The organism is Marinobacter sp. UBA5687, from assembly GCF_002420325.1.
In the GTDB taxonomy this organism is placed as follows: domain Bacteria; phylum Pseudomonadota; class Gammaproteobacteria; order Pseudomonadales; family Oleiphilaceae; genus Marinobacter; species Marinobacter nauticus.
In genome coordinates, this window is the sequence record NZ_DIHV01000083.1 from 1 (window position 1) to 15395 (window position 15395).

A 15395-nucleotide genomic window follows, 5' to 3' on the forward strand; every position below is an offset into this window, starting at 1 on the left:
TTCGGTGCCAAGGCCATCGGTTTCACGCAGTGTTTTTCTCAGCTCGTTGTCGGCGACAAAGCGGGCAATATTGGTCATGGCCGATAGCAGCGTGGCATCGGTGAAGTACTGTGGCGGCTGGGTTTTGCGCTCGCTGGCGTGGGCCTCGTTGCAAAGCACCGGTTCATCTTTGTCCAGTCTGGGCAATGGTGCTTTTTCAGGCTCCTGCCCGGGTTCCCGCTTGCGGATTTCCAGCGTTTTCCAGCCTGGCTCGACGATGGCCGTCTCGGTGGCGCGAAAGCGATGTTCCTGAACAGCGACTGTCAGCCGGCCTTCCCGATGTACGGCATCCGGTGCAAACTGCATCAGATAAAATCGGCTGATCAAATCGTAGATTTTCTGTTCTGCCGACGACAGCTTGCCATTAGGCGTGGGCCGCACTGTTGGAATAATAGCGTGGTGAGCATCCACTTTTTTGTCATTCCAGGCGGCAGAGCGGCGCTCTGTCCCGGTCTTCTCGCAGAATCCGGACAAATCCGGGGCGACACGGGCGATGGCACGAATCACCGCCTCCCGTTGGCTGAAATGCTCCTCTGGCAGGTAGCGGCTGTCTGACCTTGGGTAGGTAATCAGTTGATGGCGTTCGTACAGGTTTTGGGCGGTGTCGAGCACGTCTTTCGCGCCCATCCGGTATAGTCGTCCAGCCTCTATCTGGAGTGCAGACAGCGACAGAGGTAACGGCGACGGTTCCGGGCGATCGCGAAACCGGGCTTCATCAATTCTGCCGGGTCGACCGCTGATGGCGGCGACAATCTGCTCGGCTACCGACTTGTCCAGCAGCCGGTTTTCTTCATCCAGATGATCCTGAAATTCGTCACCGGGTAACCAGCGAGCAATGAACGGTCGCTGGTCGGCCTCCGGCTCGCTGGCCTGGAAGGTGGCTTCGACCCGGTACCAGGGCTTGGGCTGGAAGTGCTCGATGGTGTTGTCGCGATCCACTACCAGGCCAAGCACCGGGGTTTGCACCCGGCCCACGGAGTAGACACCCTGTTCCCCCTGGGTTTGATAGCTGAGGGTATAGAATCGGGTGAGATTGATGCCGTAGAGCCAGTCGGCCCGTTGTCTCGCCAGGGCGGAATGGGACAGTGGACGGAATTCCCGGTTGTCTCTGGGGTTTTGGATGGCGCGGGCTACCGCCCTGGGGGTGAGGTCGTTAATCAATACCCGTTTCACCGGTGCCCTGGCGCCGAGATAGCGCAGGACTTCGTCGACCAGTAGCTGGCCTTCACGGTCTGGATCTCCGGCGTGGGTAATCAGGTCGGCCTTGCGAATCAGAGCTTCGAGCACTTTGAATTGCTGGCGCACGCTGTCTTTGGGCACCAGTTGCCAGGGCTCCGGGAACATGGGCAGGTCTTCTATCCGCCATTTCTTCCAGGCCGGGTTATAGCGGGCCGGCTCGGCGGGCTCCAGCAGGTGGCCAATGCACCAGCTTACCGTGGCAGCATCCGGCCCTTTACCGCATCGTATCCAGCCCTGGCCTTTTTCGTGGGGGCCGGGAAGTGCGGCGGCGATGGCTCGGGCCAGGCTTGGCTTTTCAGCGATGTACAGGTGCATGGCTATCTGGGGGTTGATTGCTGGCAGAGGAATGTGTCGCTTTGGGGCTTTTGTGTCAAGGCCTTCGGGCTTCCGCGGCTTACTGTAGTAGACTGGAAGAATTGGTGTAGGCGGCTATGAAGGAGTTAGTGAACGATGAAAGTACAGAAAAGCATTGAAGAGAAGCTGGCCAATGGCTTTGATGCCAGCCTGATTTCGGTGGAAAACGAGAGCCATATGCATTCGGTGCCACCCAATTCTGAAACCCATTTCAAAGTAACGCTGGTGTCGGCGGATTTTGAGGGCCAGATGAAGGTGCGGCGTCATCAGGCGATCTACAAGGTTCTGGCCGATGAGCTGGCGGGCCCGGTGCATGCTCTGGCGTTGCACCTGTATACGCCGGAAGAGTGGCAGGCCAGTGGTCAGGCGTCTCCGGATTCACCCAACTGTATGGGTGGCTCGAAAGGCGATTCGGCAATGGACAAGAAGCTTCAACAAGGAGCTAATGGATGAGCCAGTTTTTCCAGATTCACCCGGAAACACCGCAAAAACGTTTGATCAAACAGGCGGTGGAGATTTTGCGCAAGGGTGGGGTGATTGTGTATCCCACCGATTCAGGTTACGCCCTGGGCTGTCACCTTGGTGACAAGCAGGCGGCAGACCGTATCAAGCGGATTCGGCGCCTGGACGACAAGCACAACTTCACCCTGGTGTGTCGTGACCTGTCAGACATCGGGGTTTATGCCAAGGTGGACAATACCCAATACCGGTTGCTGAAGAATTTTACCCCGGGCCCGTACACTTTCATTCTGGACGCGACCAGCGAGGTGCCTCGCCGTTTGTTGCATCCCAAGCGTCGATCTATCGGTATCCGGGTTCCGGACAATGAGATAGTCCGGGAGTTGCTGGGTGAGCTGGGTGAGCCGATTATGAGCAGCACCCTGATTCTGCCGGGCGAAACCGAACCGTTGACCGACCCTTACGACATCCGCGAGATCCTCGGGCATGAGCTCGATCTGATTATCGATGGCGGCTTCTGCGGTATGGAAGCCACCACGGTGGTTAACTTTACCGGTGATGTGCCCGAAGTTACGCGGGTGGGCAAGGGCGATCCGGCGCCGTTTCAGGTGTGAAATCGCTGCTTTGAACCCGGGCTTCAGGCCCGGGTGTTCAGGCTGAAGGCGTAGCGTTGGTGTGCCGAAATACCAGCCTCGGCGGGCGTTGCGGTGCGGCGAAGGCTGTCGTAGCGGTGAATGACGTCTTGCAGCCCGTTGAACTGCTGGTTCTCGCTGAGCAGTGAATCCAGCAGGGAATTGTTCACCCCATAAGCCTGATTGAGCTTGAGTGCGTTATCCATGAAATGCAGGGTGGGTTCGGTCACACTCAAGCGGCTCAGCGCCTCTCCAAAGCCCCGGTTGTTGTTGAGATCCTGTTGTATTTTCTCCCGCACCTGGTCGGGTATTTTACCGTCCAGCTGAATACTGCCTTGCTCGGTTTTGCTTACGCTCAATGCGGTTGCCGGGTGCACGTTGTACTCGGCAAGTTTGTGCCGCAGGGTTTCTCGAACGTAGGACAAATCCTGGGCAACCGTCTGTTTGTACTGGGTCAGTGGCAGTTGCCGGGTTTTCTGACTGGCCGGGTTGCGATCCTGCCTCTGGGATGGTGTGAATCGGTCGTCGTTGCTGCTCTGGGGCTCACCTGCGGCGGCGCCTTCATTGGTTTTACCGGCGGGTGCGTCAGTGCGCGGCGCACGGTTGTCCATGGCTTGCTGAAAACGCGTGCTGGCCTGTAATAGTGATGTCAGCAATGACATGGTTATCTCCCCTGAACGGAAAATCTCTGCCGGATATATCGGAATTAGCCCGTGATGCATCAGACCTAGCAGGTTTCGGGCCAACCTGACTTGCCTCGTGGTCCGGAGGCGCCGCGATGAATGTAAAACATTGCAACGAATGTCATAGAGCGGGCGTCGGGATGATCTGCGTCATAAAAAAATTGATTCATATCTATAAAGTTATGCGCCAATTCGCCGTCATTACTCTTGGATGTCCAGATCATCTTCCGTTGTCGGGGTCACATGAAAAAACAATACTCAATCCGTTTTCTGTTGCTGGCAGCACTGGCAGCGGCTTTCACCGTCATTCTCGTGTTTACGGTTGTTTACAGCGCCCAGTCCCAGCGAGCCCACCTCGAAGAGTACAGCCACAAATATGTGGACGGTCTGGCAAAGTCCTTTTTCGATGGCCTGAACACCATGATGGTGACAGGTACCATTAATAACCGCGATGTTCTGCGGGAGAAGGTGATGGCTCCCGAGGACGTACTGGATGTCCGGGTGATCCGCAGCGATCAGCTGAATGCCATGTACGGTGCAGGGAATGCCGCCGAACAACGCCGTGAGCCACTGGACATGAAAGCGTTGGATGGTGAGCGGGTAGAACACTATTCCGAGAACGACGCGGGTCGTGTCTACACGCTGATCGAGCCGGTCATTGCCAGCGAAAACTATCAGGGCGTGAACTGCCTCGGCTGTCACCAGGCCCAGGAAGGGGACGTGCTTGGCGCTATTCGAGTCGACTATTCTCTGGCGAAAAGTGACGCGCGCCTGCAGCAGCAGTTGATGGTGAGTGGCGGTATTCAGATTCTGATCTTTGTGGTTATTTTCATACTGACTGCCGTGGTATTGGGGCGGCTGGTGTTTTCCCGCTTGCGTCGGCTGCACGACCGAATGGATGAAATTTCCCGTAATTCGGATCTCTCCATTGAACTGGACGTAACCCGAAACGACGAGATCGGCTCGGTCTCCCGTGCTTTCAATCGGATGGTTGCAAAGATTCGCGCCAGCATGCATACCGTGATGGATAGCGCAGAGCAGGTGGAAGCGGCGGCCCGTACCATTGCCGGTAAAGCAGAGACCACAGAAAGGGAAGTTCTTGCCCAGAAAGAAAACACCGACCAGGTGGCCAGTGCGACCACTGAGATGGCGGCTTCCGCCGTGCAGGTTCGCGAGAATGCGGTGACCACCGCACGGAAATCTGCTGATACCGCCAAATCTGCAGAAACCGGGGAGAATCTGGTGCGAAATGCCGTGAAGGGTATTGAGTCTCTGAATGCAGAAGTGCAGAACGGAGCCCAGCGAATTGAGCAGCTGGATCAACGGACCACGGAAATGGCCTCACGGCTGGAGTTGATTTCCGAGATTGCAGACCAGACCAACCTGCTGGCCCTGAACGCGGCGATTGAAGCGGCCAGAGCCGGTGAGCAGGGCCGGGGCTTTGCTGTGGTCGCGGACGAGGTCCGGGCGCTTGCCTCGCGCACTCAGGCGTCTACTGAGGAGATTCGCCACACCATTGAGGGACTGAAGAAAGAGGTGGTGGATTGTGTCGGTACCATGCGCCATGCCTCGGAACTCGCCCAGCACCAGGTGGATTCAATTCTGAAAGTGGAAACCGAGCTGCAAACCATTGCTGCAGCCGTGCGTGAAATCACTGGCCTGAATGAAGAAATGGAAAGTGCGGCTAACGAGCAGAGTGAGGTGTCTGACTCCATCAATCAGAACGTGATTGAGATCAGCCGCTCTGCCGAGCAGACTTCCAGCGATGCCCAGGAGACCGCGCGGATTGCAGGGGATCTGCTGGCCATGGCGGAAACCCTGCGCAAAACCATCGAGCAGTTCCGCCTGTCCCAGAGCTGAAGTGGGCGATTTTACCGGGGCGTTCAGCCCCGGTGATCAGACACAAACGGATTGGTGGCTCGTTCCTGGCCGAACGTAGACATGGGCCCGTGGCCACAGATGAAGTTCACGTCATCCCCCAGAGGGAACAGCTTTTCCCGGATGGAGTGAATCAGGGTGTTGTAATCGCCTTTCGGGAAATCCGTGCGGCCAATGGAACCATTGAACAGCACGTCACCTACCTGGGCCAGTTTTGAGCCTCGATGGAAAAATACCACATGGCCTGGGGTGTGGCCCGGCGTGTGCAGTACTTCCAGGGTTTCATTGCCCACGGTGACGGTGTCGCCGTCTTCCAGCCAGCGATTGGGCGTGAACACCTCCGGCGCCGGAAACCCGAACATCTGTGCCTGCATGGCCAGGCCCTGAATCCAGAAGTTGTCGTCCTTGTGTGGGCCTTCAATTGGCAGCCCCGCGGATTTGGCCAGCTCCGCCGTGCCGCCGGCGTGATCTATGTGGGCGTGGGTGAGCAGGATCTTCTCCAGAATCACGCCTTCGTCCTCGGCTGCCGCCAGAATGCGATCCAGGTCCCCGCCAGGGTCCACCACCGCTGCTTTGTGGGTTTCGGTACACCAGAGCAGGGTGCAGTTTTGTTCAAAGGGGGTGACGGGTACGATCTTGTACTTCAGCGACATACTGTTCCAGTTTGTTCAGATTTGATTTTGCGGTAGAGAGCATCCGGGGCAATGTCTGCTTCATTGGGCCAGCAGATGGCTCCGAACTCATCAACCTTTGCTTGAGCAAAGAATGCCGGGTCTTTCAGGGGCTCGAACATCGGGCCAAACAAACGATCTGCAAGGCTGATCTCGCCGTGAGTACCATCATCGAAGGTGACGGCCAGTACGTAATCGGCCTTGGCTTCCACATGGGTGACTCTGGGCATGCTGTTCATTCCAATGGCTCTATCTTCTTCAGTGGCTGGTGCAGCTAGGCAAGGCGCCAGTCTGCGATAAGGTCCTGCCGGTGTTCAAAGGCCCATTCGATAACCATCGCTTTGGCTCTTTTGGGCAGTTTGCCCTCAACAATCTCCAGCGTTTCGATCAGAATGATGGCCTCGTGTTCCCCATAATAAGCGTGAAAATGGGGAGGATTATGGTCATCGTAATACATCCGTATCAGAATGCCGAAGAATTCACTGATGGTTGGCATGGGCCCTCCGTGGCTCATAAGGTGTCATATTTTGGTAGACCGATAATAACAATCTGCGAACAGGTGAGCTATTGAAGAACTACCTCCCGAAAATCCTTAAGGGCCAGGCGATCAACTACGAGGCCTTTCTGAAAAAACTGCCGGATGCCTTGCGCCGGCGGCATCGGGAACTTTTCGCCACTGAGAAAGTTGGCGTTAGTCGCTGGCGGGTAACTATCCTTGATGAAGTTGCATTTGCGGCGCTGCAGCAACAGGCCGCTTCGCCCGTTAGCAGAGTAGATGCGGCGAAGAAGGGCGATTCCCACCGCCACGGCACCGATGTGAGTTTTCTGCTGGTGTATCATCACGCCCTGACAGGCAACCGGCCGGATTCGGTGGTGATTACCGGAGATTCGGTGGATATCGGTTTTCGGCCAGCGCCCCGGGTGCTGGTGGTGGAGAACGAGCGAAATTTCTATTACTACCGCCAGATGCTGGCCTTTGCCGGTGACTGCCTGGGCCAGACAGTTGATCTCACAAACAGCGATGTCGTGCTCGGTGGCGGCAATCGGATTACCGGTACTGCGGATTTGAACTGGCTGACCGGTTACGATGAGGTGCTCTGCGCCTTTGATTACGATGCCGGCGGCCTGCAGATGTTTTCATCGGTGCGATCGGCACTGGGCGACAAGGCCTGCTATCTGCAGCCGGCTGACTGGCAACCTTGGCTGAGCCGTTTCCGCAAAACCCCGGACGCCACCGAAAGGTTTACAAAGGCCCTGTCGCTGGCGGAAGATCTGGGGTTTGTGTCGCTGGCGCAGGCCTTCCGGGCCACCGGCAAATTCATGGAGCAGGAGATGATTCTGGATGAGTGATTCACAGGCGAGCGCGAGCACCTTTAACTTCGGCATTCGCCGCCTGGTGTTGGTGGATTCCGCCGGCTTCTGTTACGTGGAAATTCCGGTGGACAACCACGGCCTGATTCTGGGGCCGGGCAACCTGGGCAAGTCCAGCCTTTTGAACAGCCTGCGCCTGTTCCTGTTGCCGGAAAACAACTTCAAGAACAGCCGCAAGAAATTTGCCTTCCGAAACGCCAGCGCCGGCAGCTTCTACACCAACGAGGAAAGCTACCAGCACTATTTCCCCAGTCAGTTCAGTTTCCTGATCATGGAAGCGGAGAACCCGGCCGGCACCCACTGCCAGATTCTGTACCGGGACAACGCCAGTCAGCTCAGCTATGGCCGTGCCTTTGTACCGGTAAGTTACGACCAGCTACGGCCGCTGTTCTGGGACGGCGACGATGAAGACGGCATTGGCCAGGCTGTGCCGGAGCTGTCGTTCAGCCGGTTGTCGGAAGCCCTGAAAAAGCTCTCCAAAGACACGAAACTGGTCAGCGACCCGGCCAAACTCAAATCCATGCTCTACAGCAGTGAGCTGATGAACGCCGACGCGGTTCGCTATTCTGTATTGCCGCTGGGGGAATCGGATGAGCGCCGGGTGCAGTCCCTGCGCACCCTGATTCTGCTGCTGTTCGAGATGAAAGCCGACGACCAGGCCATGGCCAATGCGGTGGCCAGCATCATCGAGGCGGACAAGAAGTTCGCCGATGACGCCTTTGATTTCAACATCGACGATTTCCTGAACCGCCACGACCAACTGAAACAGCAGCAAAGCCAGCTCAACCGAATCGAGAAGGAGCGACCAAGGTTTGAGAAGCTGAACCGGGACTACCAGGCCTACCAGAATCTGCTGCGCAGCCAGCACGAGTTCGCCGCCTTCCGGGACGGGGTGACCAACGCCTTGGCTGATATTGCTGCCAAACGCCGGGTAGCGCTGGAGGCGTATAACGAACAGAACGAAACTCTGCGCCACGTGCTGCAAACCCTGAAAAAACTGGAGCAGGATGCCAGCGGTTTGAAGGGCGAGATTCGCTCCGCAGATCGGCGTATCAAGCAGGCCGAACAGAGCCAGAAAGACGGTGAGCTGCTGATCTCGCAGTATGGCGACATGACCCTGCAGGAAATTGCCGAGATCCAGACCGAAGAACTGGAAAGCAAGAAAGGCCACCTTGCTGCCCTGAAAAGCGCCGCCCAGGCGGAGATCCGACTGGAGCAGATTCAGCGCAAGAAGCAGGAGCTGGAGCGCAAGCTGGATACTCTGAAAGACCGGGAAAGCAAACAGCAGTGGCAGCTGCAGAACCAGCTGGACGAAGCCACCGCCGCGCCATTGCGGGCGGTTGATCCCCGGCTGATGATGGCGAGCCCCGGCCAGGATCTGGATGCCGATAGCAAAGCCACCATTGAAGCCTTCGCTCGCTTGTTTGCCCCCAACGATCGCGGCTTTGACTGGTTTGATACTGAGTACCAGAGCCAGCCGGCCCGGCACACCAACTTTGCCGAGCAACGCCATCATATTGAAGGTGAGCTGCACGGCCTGGAGAAAGAACGTTCAGAGCTGGCCGACACCTCCAACCAGGAACATGACCGACCTCAGCTGATTGAGCGCACGGAGAAGGAAATCCGGTCTATCGAGAAAGATCTGGAAACGCTCCAGCGCTATCCGGCTGCGGCCACGACCCTGAAAGACGCCACCGAAGAAAAGCAGGCAGCCGAGGAGCAGTTAGCCAAGCTGGAGGAACAGGCCCGGCTGGAGCAGGAAAAGCAGGACGCGCTACAGCAGAAAGCTGCCAGGGCCAGGGCTGAGAAAGAGCGTATTGAAGACCGGGAGCGGGAACTGGCTGCGCTGAGCAAAAGCGTGGGCACCGTAGAGCATCGTTTCCCGCATCTGAAAGCGGTGCAGGCAGAACAACCGTTAGGCATCGAGCAGGTATCTGCCGCCGCGTTTGATGACCTGCAAACCCAACTGGACGACCTGGAAGAGCGCCGCCGCAATATCCTCGACCACCTGCGCCAGTTTGTGTACCTGGGTATCCACGAAGACAGCGACGGCGAACTGCAGAAAGACAGCCCGACATCGTCTGTTATCCGAAGCACCTTCAAGAGCCTTTCAGACCTGTTCGCCGGCATGGCCGAGCGTTGGAGTGTGCTGGAGCAGCAAGTTGGCATCCATAACGAAACTGTGGCCAGTTATCGTCAGGCCCTGAAATCCAACCACGAACACATTGCACGGTTTGAGGCCCAGCTCAATCGGGAACTGGACGGTGTGCGCATCAACGACCTGGTGGAAATCCGGGTGGACATCCACACCGACCCGAAATTCCGCAACCTGGTGGAAGAAGCCAACAACATCGACCCCTACGGCAACCAGCTGCAGTCCGACGCCTTCTACGACCGCCTGCGGGTGTTCGTGGCGGACTTTTTCGGGGAGCAGGACGGTAGCAAGCGCTTGACCATGGACAAGGTGATCACCGGCATTTCCTACCGCACCCGCAAGGAAAACGCCGCCAACCTGGACAAGAAGGGCCAGTCCACCTCCACTACCGCGCTGATCAACCTGGAACTGGTGTACCGATTGCTCAAGCGGGTGCTATACCCCGGAGTTCAGCTGTCGTTCCCCATGGTGCTGGATGAGCTGGCGAGCGTGGACATCAGCCAGATGCCGTCGCTGCTGGAGAGGCTCCGCAAACAGGGCTTCAACCTGTTTTCCGCCGCCACCCACAGCGCCAGCGCCGAAGTGATCTACCTGATTGGCCGGCACCTGGAAGTGGGGCAGATGCGCACCGCGCGGCCCTACAGCAAGGAACGCACCCTGGTGTTCTGGGGCGGCGCGGAAGGCTTTACCAACGGCGAATCCCTGAGCCACTGGGCAGACCAGACCCAGAACAGCCTGCTGGAGCCTGCGGATGAGTAAACGCTTCAGCACCCTGGACACCACCCGGCTGCTGTTCGAACACCCGAAGATCCTGTTCCGGATGATCGAGCGCATGGACCGCAACGAGGCCCGGTTCATCCGCGAAAGCGATCTGGTGGCTGAAGTGATGGACTACACCCGCAGCCTGGGCAAGGCCGACCGGGAACGGGTGCGGCTGGCCATGAACACCGACAACCTGTTCCGCAGTGGCTTGATCATCGACATTATCAAAGCCGATGGCGAGCGCCGGCTGGTGTTCCAGGATGCCCTGATCAACCTGATGCGGGCCTGCAACGCCTCGCTCTATCAGGAACTGACCGACGCCCGCCTGCGGGGCCACCTGGTGACCCTGCGGGACGTGCGCAACCGCCTGGAAATCAGCAGCTTCAGCGAAGCCGATCCGGATTACACCGAACTTCGGGACGACCTGAACGAGCGTGTCAGCCAACTGATCGGCCTGCTGCGCCAGAACGTGCTGCGCATGCAGACCATCAGCGCCCAGCTGGCGGATCTGTCCGGCGACGCCAGCCGGGCGCCGGAGAAATACCTGGAGTTCCGCCAGAACCTGTTCGAGCAGATCGTCACTCTGTATGAGCGCCACATCAAGCCCACGCTGGTGTTCCTGAACCCGGACACCCGCCTGCCAGATGGCAGCAACCTGTTCGAAACCCTGGAAGCCATGGTGCGGCTGCTGGAGAGCCATGACGACCACAGCCTGGCGGATCAGTTGTTCCGTTCGTCTATCAGCCTGAACGCCCTGTACAAGCCCATCCAGGCCGTCGCCCAGGAGGTGGAACACTTCCTGCGCAAAACTCGCCGGGGCATGGCCCAGTACAACGCCATGGAGCATTTCTACGGCAAGCTGCGCGCGCTGAAGGACGACACCGAAACCCTGAGCCTTCGTCGTAAATGGCTGGAAGGCGGCGACTTTGCCCGCAGCACCGGGTTCCTGGTAGGCCTGCGGGCACAGCAGCGGCCCAAGCACTACGCCTTCGGCCAGTCGTCCAGCTATTACCAGTTGCTGTTCAGTGAACTGGAGCTGCGCCTGAGCGATTTGCGCCGGAAAGCGGACGTGCCAGTGCTGGAGCAAGTAGACGGCAGCGGCCGCGAAAGCCGCATCAACGTTCAGCGCATCAACCAGCTGTACCAGTGGCTGGAAACGCTGGAACTACGGCCCACGGCGGACCTGGTACGGGAGCTTCATGGTCGGCTGGACGGTTTTATTCCGGGCTATCGCTTCCCGGACCTGCTGGCGGCATTGAACCGGCTGGTTAATTCTCCGCCCGAGGGTATGCAGGTGACGACGACCAACCGCTTCCGCACCCTGGAACAGGCGCCGGACAGCGAGCAGTTTGTTTACCGAAAACGCCGCCTAGAAACCACTACGACCCACACCGAACAAGAGCCAGAACATGCCTGATTTCGTAGAAACCCGGGATGCAGAAAACAACCTGAACGAACCACAAGCCAGCAGCTTTGAGCAGATCCTGCCGGCTCACAGTGCTGCTATCTACCGGGAATTCCAGGCTGGCCGCGTGATCGTTCGGGATGTATGGGATGCCAACCGTTCCGAACTGCGGGCCAATCCGTTATACAACCTGCTATACAATCATCTTTCGCATTTCCGCACCTTCTATGAACACCTGGGCAGCGAACTGGTGTTCAACGAAACCGGCGCGTTTTTCTTCCTGAAAGAAAGCAGCGACGATGAAAGCGAAGAGCACGACGAAAATGCCTTCCGGGTGCAGGTGGTATTGCTTTTGATCGGCCGTTACTTTGCCCGAAGCGGGCGGGACCTCGATTATCTGGGGCGACCGGAAGCCGGTTTAAACGAACAGGATCTGGCCAACCTGGGGGCGGATGAGGAGTATCAGGATATCCTTCGGGCCGCCCGTTTCGAGAAAGGCCTGAGTGAAGCGCTGGATTACCTGGAAAAGCGGAACCTGGTGTTCCGCTCCGGCGCGGGCCGCTATTTCCTCAGTTCTGCCGGCAATTATTTTCTGAGCCAGCTGGTGCAGGAGTACGAGCAGAGTTAGTGTCCCGTCTGGCTAATTCCTTAACCTACTGAGCTTCTGAAAAGCCGAAGAGCTAGGCGTGCTGGTGAAGGTTTGGTGGTTCCAAATCTAGCCAGCAGAACGACGTTCTTCGGCTTTTCAGAAGCTCCCGGAGGGCTTGTCTCTGAGGACCCTGAGCCCTGTGTTGCCAGTCCTTGATGTGGAACCACCACATCTGCAGACTGGCGCCTTGGTCAGAGTCCTCAGAGGCAAGCAGTAGATTAAGGAATTAGCCAGACGGGACACTCGCTGCCGCTCAGGCAAACGCCAGGTTGTTCCGGCCGCTGGTTTTCACGGAATACATGGCCTTGTCGGCGGTGGCCAGTAGAAGCTCAGCGGTCTGGCCGTTGTCCGGGTACAAGGCGATTCCCACCGAGGCACCAATGTGTACAGTCTGGCCCTGAATGTGAAACGGCTCATTCAGCACCTGGATCATTTTGCGAGCAATGGGTTGGGCATCGGCATCGTTGGTTAATGGCCCGGTTATGATCACGAACTCATCACCACCCTGGCGTCCCACCACATCATTGGCCCGAATACTGTGCTTGAGCCTTCTTGCAACATTCCTTAGCAGGTCATCGCCAGCCTGGTGGCCCATGGTATCGTTTACCGGTTTGAATTTGTCCAGATCCAGGAACATCAGGGCGAAGTGATGATGCTGGCGCCGGGCCTGCTCAATGGCTTGTTCCAGGTGGGTTTCCAGGGCCGTTCGATTCGGCAGGCCAGTGAGTTTGTCGAAATGTGCCAGCCGGAACATCTGTTTTTCCGCCTGCACCCGCGCCGTAATATCGCTGAAAGTCAGGATCAGCTGCTGGATTTGTCCCCGGGCATTGCGTACCGGAGAAACCGTCAGCAGGTTGGGAAACGGAACATTCTCTGGCCCGGTCAGCCAGACCTCGCCTTGCCAGGCATTTTCCGCGACCAGATGCCGGTGGATTTCTTCCCTGTCTATCTTCTTGCATCTATCACTGTCGATAAATGCCATCAGGTTTGTATTGCGAAGTGTTTTGGGCGTTGTCAGTTGAAACTGGTGACTGCCCTCGGCCCAGATCAGTCTCCGTGTTCTCTCTACATCCACCAGGCAAAGACTGGATTCCGCATCCACGCGAAACGCGGTAGTCAGTGGGGAGAGGTCGAACAGCAGAAGGTCATAGCCAACAATCTGCTCGTCCACGCGTATCGGAGCGATGGCGTGCAGTAACGGCCTCGCTTCATTATCCGCCCCTACCGGGTAGGACTGAATATCAAGCCCGGATGGCATAGGCATGTCAGCAGGTAGTTGATCGTTCAGGGGCCCGGCGCGCACGACTTCGTCACGACTGGCATCAAATCGAATGATTGCGGCAAGGTTATCGATGCTTTTTGCGGCATCTTCAAGTCTGGGGCGAGAAAAGGTTCGCAAGACAGCGAGTGCCAGGTTTCCACTCTTGAATTCGCCCATAACCCGCGCCAGTTCAGAGCGGCTGGCGGTTTGTCGGGCCAGATCCTGATGCTGATCGAAAACCGCCCGAACGTTCTCGGCCTTGGCATCGGCCACCTGGCTCGCCGCGCCTGCGGCCTGGCTATGGATCTGATTGATCAGCGGCGTTGAGACCACCACGGCGATACTGATTCCCGTGAGGACAACCGCAACAATGGCGGTGGTGATGATGCGCCGTTTCTGCTCGAAGATATCCATAGGTGCCGTCGGACGAAAGCGAGGTTATAAGGGTATGGTATCCGTTTTTTGCAATGGGTATACCCATCTAGAGTTGTTTTCTGTAACCGATGTTGACATGTGTCAGCCTTCATGTCGGAGCTTTTCCATGTAGACTGAGGTTTTGCTGCAGGAGTACTGAATGACAGAGTCCGCACTGTTCCGTTCCCGGCCCAGACGGCGAATATTGTGGCTGGCGCTCTTCGCGTTGGTTGTGGCAGTTTTGGTGTCAGTACGCTTGCAACCGCAACCGGTTGAAGAACGGCTGGTGCGCCTGCATGCACAGAACGTATTCGGTACAGAATCACCGCTGCTGGACGAAGCCTTGCCCCTGCAGGCGCTGCTGCTTGATTACCGGGATGACCGTCTGCTGTTGCTGAAAGCCCAGGCTGCGTTGCAGGTATACCCTGAGTGGGCGAGGTTTGTGATGGACCTGTTTGGCGAAGAACCGGAATTTCAGCAGGCCCTGCGAGCCCATGGCGAGTATCTGATTCCCCCGGTGATGCATTTTTATCGGAACCCGGTTGGATCGATTGAAATGGTGAACCGGGTGGCAGGCACCGGGCAAGCCCTGACTCCGGAGCAGCGAGCCTGGTACGCCGTCAACTTCGCCAATAAAGAAGGGCAGGATTTCACCGGCCAGTTCGTGGTGGGGACCGATGGCAATAGTATAGAGTGGATATGGACGGAGCGGATTACAGAGGGCATTACGCAGTTCTTCACCAGTGGCATCCGGACACTGGAATCCCGGTACCGTACCGACCAGCCGATTCGCATGGGCGATGTCGGCTGGGCCGCCGTAGACGCGCTGATCATTGGCAGCGCGGTGAAATTCCTGAAAGCGGGTCGGGCAGCGGCCAGTACCGCAAGAGCCTCCAGTGTCACCGCCCGCTCAGCTGCCTATTCTTCCCGATTGGCCCGGGCCGGGCGCATGGCTTCGGTGATGGTTAGCAACGCAAAGTGGCCGGCCATAGCTGCGCTGGCTTACGTGGTTGTCAAACACCCCGCCTTACTGAACGACGTATTCGCCGGCGCTGCCCGGGCACTGGGTGTGCCGGCCTGGATGGTGCAGATACCAGGATGGTTCCTGGTACTCCTGCCTCTGTTGTTGCTGGTCCGCTGGCTACTGGCCACCGTGGCCTGGTTGCTACCAACGACGTGGCTCCGGGGGCGAAGGCTCAGATAGTGCGCACCAACTGGACGTTCCGGTTTTTCGGAACGGTGGTGGCTTCCTTGAGTTGCTCTGAGCTGGAGGCATGCACGGTCAGCACATACTTACCCTCCCGCAGAGCTGACCGCGCTTTGGCAACATAGGGTGTGTGATCAGGCCGGAGCGTAACGCCTCCAGCCACCAACAGTCCAAGTATCAGGCCGAGCGCCGCATGTTAATGGCCAATTAAAATGA

14 protein-coding genes are annotated in these 15395 nt (G+C 57.7%); 8 read left to right on the plus strand and 6 right to left on the minus strand.

The genetic code is table 11. The features are described from left to right. On the minus strand, positions 1-1593 hold a 1593-nt coding region (locus B3Y70_RS08385), incomplete at its 3' end, for a DNA topoisomerase 3 (RefSeq protein WP_288589612.1). 135 nt (positions 1594-1728) lie between these two features. On the opposite strand from B3Y70_RS08385, the gene B3Y70_RS08390 reads away from it, so the two are divergent. Beyond that, positions 1729-2085: a BolA family protein gene (locus B3Y70_RS08390; protein WP_286895810.1), complete on the plus strand. Its 357-nt coding sequence runs from the start codon at positions 1729-1731 to the stop codon at positions 2083-2085. Further along, positions 2082-2705 carry an L-threonylcarbamoyladenylate synthase gene (locus B3Y70_RS08395; protein WP_286895813.1) on the plus strand — a complete coding sequence of 208 codons (624 nt, stop codon included), beginning with the start codon at positions 2082-2084 and terminating at the stop codon, positions 2703-2705. Before B3Y70_RS08390 ends, B3Y70_RS08395 begins: the two co-directional genes overlap by 4 nt. A gap of 23 nt (positions 2706-2728) precedes the next feature. On the opposite strand, the gene B3Y70_RS08400 is transcribed toward B3Y70_RS08395, so the two are convergent. Then, positions 2729-3385, minus strand: a complete 657-nt coding sequence (locus tag B3Y70_RS08400; protein ID WP_288589613.1) for a hypothetical protein — start codon at positions 3383-3385, stop codon at positions 2729-2731. A 264-nt stretch (positions 3386-3649) separates the two neighbouring features. Here B3Y70_RS08400 and B3Y70_RS08405 point away from each other — a divergent pair, with 264 nt between their 5' ends. Next, positions 3650-5266, plus strand: coding sequence for a methyl-accepting chemotaxis protein (locus B3Y70_RS08405; protein WP_288589614.1), 1617 nt, complete (start codon positions 3650-3652; stop codon positions 5264-5266). A gap of 23 nt (positions 5267-5289) precedes the next feature. Here B3Y70_RS08405 and B3Y70_RS08410 read toward each other — a convergent pair whose 3' ends face one another. Genes B3Y70_RS08410 through B3Y70_RS08420 form a run of 3 tightly spaced genes read right to left on the minus strand, consistent with a single transcriptional unit; the run spans position 5290 to position 6451 of the window. Further along, positions 5290-5937, minus strand: a complete 648-nt coding sequence (locus B3Y70_RS08410; protein ID WP_286893141.1) for an MBL fold metallo-hydrolase — start codon at positions 5935-5937, stop codon at positions 5290-5292. Further along, positions 5928-6194, minus strand: a complete 267-nt coding sequence (locus B3Y70_RS08415) for a DUF2442 domain-containing protein (RefSeq protein WP_011785982.1) — start codon at positions 6192-6194, stop codon at positions 5928-5930. Before B3Y70_RS08415 ends, B3Y70_RS08410 begins: the two co-directional genes overlap by 10 nt. Before the next feature lie 35 nt (positions 6195-6229). Beyond that, complete coding sequence (locus B3Y70_RS08420) at positions 6230-6451, minus strand: DUF4160 domain-containing protein (protein ID WP_286893144.1); 222 nt, start codon at positions 6449-6451, stop codon at positions 6230-6232. Between the two features lie 71 nt (positions 6452-6522). Between B3Y70_RS08420 and B3Y70_RS08425 the strand changes: the two genes are divergently transcribed. From B3Y70_RS08425 to B3Y70_RS08440, 4 genes are read left to right on the plus strand one after another with little or no spacing between them, the layout of a single operon-like run. After that, positions 6523-7305, plus strand: a complete 783-nt coding sequence (locus tag B3Y70_RS08425) for a Wadjet anti-phage system protein JetD domain-containing protein (RefSeq protein ID WP_286893146.1) — start codon at positions 6523-6525, stop codon at positions 7303-7305. Further along, positions 7298-10240 (plus strand): hypothetical protein, encoded by a 2943-nt coding sequence (locus tag B3Y70_RS08430; RefSeq protein WP_288589616.1) that lies wholly within the window; start codon positions 7298-7300, stop codon positions 10238-10240. The genes B3Y70_RS08425 and B3Y70_RS08430 overlap by 8 nt, the downstream gene beginning before the upstream one ends. Then, complete coding sequence (locus tag B3Y70_RS08435; RefSeq protein WP_278350481.1) at positions 10233-11660, plus strand: hypothetical protein; 1428 nt, start codon at positions 10233-10235, stop codon at positions 11658-11660. The genes B3Y70_RS08430 and B3Y70_RS08435 overlap by 8 nt, the downstream gene beginning before the upstream one ends. Continuing rightward, positions 11653-12276 (plus strand): condensin complex protein MksE, encoded by a 624-nt coding sequence (locus B3Y70_RS08440; protein WP_286893152.1) that lies wholly within the window; start codon positions 11653-11655, stop codon positions 12274-12276. Before B3Y70_RS08435 ends, B3Y70_RS08440 begins: the two co-directional genes overlap by 8 nt. Positions 12277-12550: 274 nt before the next feature. On the opposite strand, the gene B3Y70_RS08445 is transcribed toward B3Y70_RS08440, so the two are convergent. Continuing rightward, positions 12551-13972 carry a sensor domain-containing diguanylate cyclase gene (locus tag B3Y70_RS08445; protein ID WP_288589617.1) on the minus strand — a complete coding sequence of 474 codons (1422 nt, stop codon included), beginning with the start codon at positions 13970-13972 and terminating at the stop codon, positions 12551-12553. A 160-nt stretch (positions 13973-14132) separates the two neighbouring features. Here B3Y70_RS08445 and B3Y70_RS08450 point away from each other — a divergent pair, with 160 nt between their 5' ends. Then, a complete protein-coding gene (locus tag B3Y70_RS08450; protein WP_286893157.1) occupies positions 14133-15176 on the plus strand; it encodes a hypothetical protein in 1044 nt (347 codons plus the stop codon). Positions 15177-15395: the final 219 nt, after the last annotated feature.

Coding starts and splice junctions, on each gene's coding strand:
- B3Y70_RS08390 (WP_286895810.1), top strand. CDS start 1,729: ATGAAAGTACAGAAAAGCATTGAAGAGAAGCTGGCCAATGGCTTTGAT.
- B3Y70_RS08395 (WP_286895813.1), top strand. CDS start 2,082: ATGAGCCAGTTTTTCCAGATTCACCCGGAAACACCGCAAAAACGTTTG.
- B3Y70_RS08400 (WP_288589613.1), bottom strand. CDS start 3,385: ATGTCATTGCTGACATCACTATTACAGGCCAGCACGCGTTTTCAGCAA.
- B3Y70_RS08405 (WP_288589614.1), top strand. CDS start 3,650: ATGAAAAAACAATACTCAATCCGTTTTCTGTTGCTGGCAGCACTGGCA.
- B3Y70_RS08410 (WP_286893141.1), bottom strand. CDS start 5,937: ATGTCGCTGAAGTACAAGATCGTACCCGTCACCCCCTTTGAACAAAAC.
- B3Y70_RS08415 (WP_011785982.1), bottom strand. CDS start 6,194: ATGAACAGCATGCCCAGAGTCACCCATGTGGAAGCCAAGGCCGATTAC.
- B3Y70_RS08420 (WP_286893144.1), bottom strand. CDS start 6,451: ATGCCAACCATCAGTGAATTCTTCGGCATTCTGATACGGATGTATTAC.
- B3Y70_RS08430 (WP_288589616.1), top strand. CDS start 7,298: ATGAGTGATTCACAGGCGAGCGCGAGCACCTTTAACTTCGGCATTCGC.
- B3Y70_RS08435 (WP_278350481.1), top strand. CDS start 10,233: ATGAGTAAACGCTTCAGCACCCTGGACACCACCCGGCTGCTGTTCGAA.
- B3Y70_RS08440 (WP_286893152.1), top strand. CDS start 11,653: ATGCCTGATTTCGTAGAAACCCGGGATGCAGAAAACAACCTGAACGAA.
- B3Y70_RS08445 (WP_288589617.1), bottom strand. CDS start 13,972: ATGGATATCTTCGAGCAGAAACGGCGCATCATCACCACCGCCATTGTT.
- B3Y70_RS08450 (WP_286893157.1), top strand. CDS start 14,133: ATGACAGAGTCCGCACTGTTCCGTTCCCGGCCCAGACGGCGAATATTG.